This window comes from Mesorhizobium sp. M2A.F.Ca.ET.037.01.1.1 (assembly GCF_003998075.1).
Classification (GTDB): Bacteria; Pseudomonadota; Alphaproteobacteria; order Rhizobiales; family Rhizobiaceae; genus Mesorhizobium.
On the sequence record NZ_RZSA01000525.1, the window covers coordinates 1 to 4,660 of the forward strand.

Here is a 4,660-nt window from a genome sequence, read left to right on the forward strand (position 1 = left end):
GGGCGTGGGTTACGCGACGCTCGCCTTGGTCAACATCCACTCGGCCGCCGCGTCGCTGATCGGCATCACCTTCACCGCGCTCTCCATCCTGCCGGTCGGCATGACCAGGCTTGCGCAGCCGCCGGCGCCGCAGGCGGCGTCGGTCGCGCTGCGCCGCGCCTGGCGCATCTCGCCGGTCGGCGTCGCCGGCATGCTGGCGGTTGGCGGCCTGTCGATGATCGTTTCCGGCTTCGCGCCGATCCACGCCACCGCCAAGGGCTACAGCCAGGCCGATGTGGCGCTGCTGTTGTCGGCCATGCCGGTCGGCACGCTGATCCTGCAGATTCCGCTCGGCTGGATTTCGGACCGCACCGACCGGCGCTACGTGCTGGCCGGGGCGGCGGCGCTGGCGGTCGTCGCCAGCACCTTGGCCATCGTCTTCGACGGCGGCGCGCTGGTGGCGCTGGTGGTGATCTATCTGATCTGGGACGGGGCGTCGGAATCGATCTACGCGCTGTCCAGCGCGCATGCCGCCGACCGGGCCGCCAAGGACGAGCTTCTGGCGCTGTCGAGCTCGATGCTGTTTGCCTGGTCGCTGGCCGGCTTCATCGTGCCCGGCATCGTGACGGCGCTTTCCGCCGTCTTCGGCACCGCGACCTTCATCTATGTCGGGATCGTGATTGCGTCGGCCTTCTGCCTGTTCGTGCTGTGGCGCGTGGCGGCGGGCCGGCCGACACCCGCGGCCACAAGCGGCAGTTTCGCGCCGATGTCGGCGCAGACGCCACTGCCGGTGGAACTCGCCTTCGCGCCGGACGATAAGCCCCGCCAGGATTGAGCCGGCTACTGCTTGCGCGCTTCCGGCGCCGGCACTTCCGGCGGCGGCAGCGGGATCGAGATGCCTTCGCTGTCGAAGGCCTGCTTGGCGCGCTTGGTCATGTCGATTTGGGTCGAAAAATAGTCGGCGGCCGATGTCCAGTAGCGCAAGGTGAGCGAAACCGTCGCGTCGCCGACACTGGCGATGAAGGCGATCGGAGGGGGTTCGCGCCGGATGCGCCTTTCGGCGCCGGCGATGGCAAGCAGCGTCTTCTGCCCGCGGTCGATATCGTTCCACGAACCGATGCTCAAGGTCACGTCTGTGCGGCGCACGCCGTTGCGGTTGAAGTTGCGCACCGGCTGGTTCCACAAGGTCGAATTGGGCGCCAGTATGTAGACGCCCTCGGCGGTGCGCAGCTTGGTGGCGAAGAGGCCGATCTCCTCGACAGTGCCCGCAATCGCGCCGACCTCGACATTCTCGCCGATGCGGAAGGGCCTGAGCGCCAGAAGCATGATGCCGGCGGCGATGTTCTGCAGCGTGCCCTGCAATGCCAGTCCGATGGCCAGGCCGGCGGCGCCGATCGCGGCGATGATGGAGGCCGTCTGCACGCCGAACTGGCCAAGCACCATGATGACGACAAGGATCAGGATAGCGTAGCGCACGACCTGGGAGAAGAAATGCCGCAAGGTCTCGTCGAAGCCGTGGATGTGGCCGAGGCCGGCATAGATCGAGCGTTCGGCAAGCCCGGCGACCAGATAGCCGACAACCAGCAGGATCACGGCGCCGATGGCCGAGAAGGAGTAGGAAACGATCAAGGTGCTGAGCTGCGCGAGCCCGGCCTGGATGGTGATGAGGGCGCTTTGCGGGTCGGTGGGCATGGCGGGGATCCCGTTGGTCGGTGCGCCGATAACCCACGCATCCGGGATCAGTTCCCGCTTTTCAGGCACTGCTAAAACAGCGGTCCGGACCAGGCGCGGCCGAGCAAAAGCGGCCGTCGTCTTGAAACTGCAATGGAACTCTGCCTATCTAAGTGGTGTCACCTGATTTGCATGGTGATTTGGTTGTTCTTGTTGGGAAAGGAAACACACTGAGAACAGCACTGCGGAAGAAGGCTGATATCATGCCTTCGCCGGCCGGGATCAGCGGCAACGCCGCCGCGAGCCTCGCCATCGACACAGTCCTTGCCAGTCTGGAAGACTCCAAGGCCGAAAACATCGTCTCAATCGACATCCAGGGAAAATCGAGCCTCGGCGACTATATGGTCATCGCCTCGGGCCGATCGCACCGTCATGTCTCGGCTGTCGCCGATCATCTCCTCAAGGCGCTGAAAGATGCCGGTCTCGGCAATGCGCGCGTCGAGGGGCTGGCCAGCGCCGACTGGGTCCTGATCGATTCGGGCGACATCATCGTCCATGTCTTCCGCCCCGAAGTCCGCGAATTCTACAATCTCGAAAAGATGTGGCAGGCGCCGGACCTCGAGGAAGAGACCTTGCACTGAGCCTTGATCCGCGTGCCGTGAACCATCACGGTATGCGCTGAGACAAGCTCGCCGGGGCGAGGATGAAGATCACCGTTCATGCCGTGGGCCGGATGAAGACCGGCCCCGAGAGAGAACTCGCCGACCGCTATTTCGAGCGCTTCGCCAAGAGCGGGCCCGCGGTCGGGCTGGAATTTGCCGGCATTGTCGAGGTCCCCGAAAGCCGCGGACAGAGCGCCGACGAGCGCCGCCGCGAGGAAGCCCAGAAGCTGCAGGGCCTGTTGCAGGCCGGAACTGTCCTCATCCTGCTTGATGAGCGCGGCAAGTCGCTTTCGTCGGAGGACCTTGCCGCCCGCATCGGCCAGTTGCGCGACGGCGGCCGCAAGTCGCTGGTCGTCGCCATTGGCGGCGCCGATGGCCATGACAAATCCTTACGCGAGCAGGCGGACCTGGTGCTGTCGTTCGGCGCGCTGACCTGGCCGCATCAGTTGGTGCGCGTGATGCTGGGCGAGCAGCTCTACCGGATCGGGACGATCCTGGCGGGTCATCCCTATCATCGGTCGTGAATGGCGCTTGCCATCTCCAAAAGCTGGGGATTGCTTATCCCGGCTCGGATTTTCGCCTCAAAGGCTGAACATCACTGCTGGAGTAGGGCGCTTCCAACATGGTTGATGGTTCGTTAACGAAGCGGCGGATAGGTTAGGGGCCTGATGTCTGAAGGCTGGTACCCGATCATACGCGCCTGGCGCAGCCGCTGCGGCTTGACCCTTGTCGCCGCCGTGGTCGCGCTCGGGCCGGTCCGGGCGACCGAGAACACGCTGGACGCGGCGCCGGATCCCGATCAGAGCCGGACCGAATACGAGCAGGTCTCCAAGGAGATCACGCTGTCATCGGAGCGGCTGGCCAAGCTCGCCGCCGACATCGCCTCGGTGCGCAAGGATTATGCCTCGATCACCGCGGCGCTGATTCAGTCGGCTATGACGGAGCAGAAGCTTGGCCAGGACATCGAGGACATCGGCGCCAAGCTCGAAGGGCTGAAGGACGAGGAACAGAAGCTGCGCGCTTCACTCATGGCCCGGCGCGACGTGCTGGCCGAAGTGCTCGGCGCGCTGCAGCGCATGGGGCTCAATCCGCCGCCGGCGATCCTGGTCAAGCCGGAAGACGCGCTGTCGTCGGTGCGCAGCGCCATCCTGCTCGGCGCCGTGGTGCCGGAACTGCGCCAGCAGACCGACCGGCTGATGGCCGATCTCAAGGAGCAGACGCGGGTGACGGCCTCGATCGAGGCGGAACGGGCGCGGCTCACCGCCGCCGTCACGGACCAGACGGCGGAGAAGAAGCGGCTCACCATGCTGCTCGAGGCCAAGAAGAAGCTGCAGGCCGATACCCAGACCGCGATGGCGGCCGAGCAACGGCACTCGCAGGAGCTGGCGGCGAAGGCGAGCAGCCTCAAGGACCTGATCGCTTCGCTCGAAGCCGACAAGGCGCGCAAGGCGCAGGACCAGGCCAAGGCGGGCGAGCGGAAATCGACCGACAGCGACACGATGGCCTCGACGACCGAGCTCGCCGCGTTGCCGGTGCCGGAGGCCAACCGCCTCACGGGGTCGGCGCCGTTTTCAGCCTTGCAAGGCCAGATCGCGCTGCCGGTCATCGGCAAGATCAAGCGGCGTTTCGGCACCGACGATGGCAATGGCGCGGCGATGCAGGGCGACATGGTTGCGACACAATCGGGGGCCATCGTCACCGCACCGGCGGATGGAAACGTGCTTTATGCGGGGCCGTTTCGCAGCTACGGTCAACTCTTGATCCTCAATGCGGGCGATGGGTATCATGTCGTCCTGGCGGGGATGAGCAGAATCAGCGTCGCGACCGGACAGTCGGTGCTCGCAGGAGAGCCGATCGGCGCGATGGGAGAGGCCCGGGTGGCAAGCACCTCGGCCTCGCGGAATGAAAATTCGGCGTCGGAACTCTATGTCGAGTTCCGCAAGGATGGAAAACCCGTCGATCCGGCCCCATGGTGGGCGGATCGATTCTCTGGAAGGACGTGAAATGATGCGGAAACTGTCGCTTCTGTTTGCCGGCGCGCTGATGGGCGCATCGGCAATGAGCCTGGTCTACGGCACACCGGGTTCGGCGGCGAATGCTGCGGGTTCGGAAACCTACAAGCAGCTGGCGATCTTCGGCGACATCTTCGAGCGCGTGCGCGCGAACTATGTGACGCCGCCGGACGACAAGTCGCTGGTCGAGAACGCCATCAACGGCATGCTGGCCTCGCTTGACCCGCACTCCTCCTACATGAATGCCGAGCAGGCGCAGGACATGCGCGTGCAGACCAAGGGCGAGTTCGGCGGCCTCGGCATCGAGGTCACCATGGAGAACGACCTGGTCAAGGT

Annotated in this window: 5 protein-coding genes and 1 pseudogene; 5 read left to right on the forward strand and 1 reads right to left on the reverse strand. The window is 65.3% G+C overall.

Annotated elements, in window-relative coordinates; all coding sequences use genetic code 11:
- Positions 1–814: MFS transporter (locus EOA27_RS23150; RefSeq protein ID WP_145970485.1), on the forward strand; the 814-nt coding region annotated here is incomplete at its 5' end.
- Between the two features lie 5 nt (positions 815–819).
- Here the strand turns inward: EOA27_RS23150 and EOA27_RS23155 are convergent.
- Positions 820–1,671, reverse strand: a complete 852-nt coding sequence (locus EOA27_RS23155) for a mechanosensitive ion channel domain-containing protein (protein ID WP_126080693.1) — start codon at positions 1,669–1,671, stop codon at positions 820–822.
- Positions 1,672–1,913: 242 nt separating this feature from the next.
- On the opposite strand from EOA27_RS23155, the gene rsfS reads away from it, so the two are divergent.
- The 4 genes and pseudogenes from rsfS to EOA27_RS23175 form a co-directional block, all read left to right on the forward strand.
- Positions 1,914–2,291: a ribosome silencing factor gene (gene rsfS, locus EOA27_RS23160; RefSeq protein WP_126080694.1), complete on the forward strand. Its 378-nt coding sequence runs from the start codon at positions 1,914–1,916 to the stop codon at positions 2,289–2,291.
- Positions 2,292–2,353: 62 nt separating this feature from the next.
- Positions 2,354–2,836 (forward strand): 23S rRNA (pseudouridine(1915)-N(3))-methyltransferase RlmH, encoded by a 483-nt coding sequence (gene rlmH / locus EOA27_RS23165; protein WP_126080695.1) that lies wholly within the window; start codon positions 2,354–2,356, stop codon positions 2,834–2,836.
- Positions 2,837–2,980: 144 nt separating this feature from the next.
- Complete coding sequence (locus EOA27_RS23170; protein WP_126080696.1) at positions 2,981–4,315, forward strand: murein hydrolase activator EnvC; 1,335 nt, start codon at positions 2,981–2,983, stop codon at positions 4,313–4,315.
- Between the two features lies 1 nt (position 4,316).
- Positions 4,317–4,660, forward strand: a pseudogene (locus EOA27_RS23175) (peptidase S41); the annotation flags it as partial.

Excerpts from the sequence above, each read along its gene's own strand:
- EOA27_RS23155 (WP_126080693.1), bottom strand. The coding sequence starts at position 1,671 with ATGCCCACCGACCCGCAAAGCGCCCTCATCACCATCCAGGCCGGGCTC.
- rsfS (WP_126080694.1), top strand. The coding sequence starts at position 1,914 with ATGCCTTCGCCGGCCGGGATCAGCGGCAACGCCGCCGCGAGCCTCGCC.
- rlmH (WP_126080695.1), top strand. The coding sequence starts at position 2,354 with ATGAAGATCACCGTTCATGCCGTGGGCCGGATGAAGACCGGCCCCGAG.
- EOA27_RS23170 (WP_126080696.1), top strand. The coding sequence starts at position 2,981 with ATGTCTGAAGGCTGGTACCCGATCATACGCGCCTGGCGCAGCCGCTGC.